The sequence below is a fragment of the Synechococcus sp. R6-10 genome (assembly GCF_047461815.1).
GTDB lineage: Bacteria > Cyanobacteriota > Cyanobacteriia > Thermostichales > Thermostichaceae > Thermostichus.
Window position 1 is genome coordinate 1 of sequence record NZ_JANSHW010000758.1, and the last position, 726, is coordinate 726.

General features: G+C 63.1%; 1 protein-coding gene. It reads right to left on the reverse strand.

Annotation, left to right across the window (positions count from 1 at the left end; translation table 11 throughout):
• Positions 1-726, reverse strand: a 726-nt coding sequence (locus tag NW837_RS15850; protein WP_414332682.1) for a glutamine amidotransferase-related protein, incomplete at both ends; no start/stop codon positions are given.

Sequence of the window (726 nt, forward strand, 5' to 3'; positions counted from 1 at the left end):
CTGTTCGGGCAGCAGATGAATCACGGGATGCGGTGTGTCGTGGTCAACTTCTTCCGTGTGCGCGCCCGCTAAGCCCGCCACATGCCGCGCGAACTCGATCACTGCCATCTGCATGCCGTAGCAGATGCCGTAGAAGGGCACGCCGTTCTCGCGGGCGTAGCGAATCGCATTCAGTTTGCCCTCCACGCCCCGCGCGCCGAACCCGTGCGCGACCAAGACGCCGTCCACATGCGCCAGCCGCTCCGCCGCGTCCACCTGCTCCAACTCTGACGAGTCCACCCATTCGATTTCTACCGCCGCGTCGTTTGCTGCGCCTGCGTGGTGGAACGACTCGGCGATACTGATGTACGAGTCGCGGTTCTCGATATACTTGCCCACCAGCGCGATACGGCATCGGTCTCGCGGACGCTTGAGCCGCTCCACCATCTGCTCCCAGTCGCTCAGGTCGGGCGGCAGGTCGGGCAGCCCCAGTCGGCGCAGGGTCAGCCGCGCCAATCCTGAACGCTCAAACAGCAGCGGAATCTCGTAGATGGTCTCCACATCGAGCGACTCAATAACCGCGTTATGCGCCACATCGGTAAACAGCGAGATTTTGGCGCGCACTTCGTCGGGCAGGGGCATGCGTGTGCGACAAATCAGCACATCGGGCGTGATTCCGATTTCGCGCAGCTTGATGACGCTGTGCTGGGTCGGCTTGGTCTTGATCTCGTCCCAGCGCCCGACCGT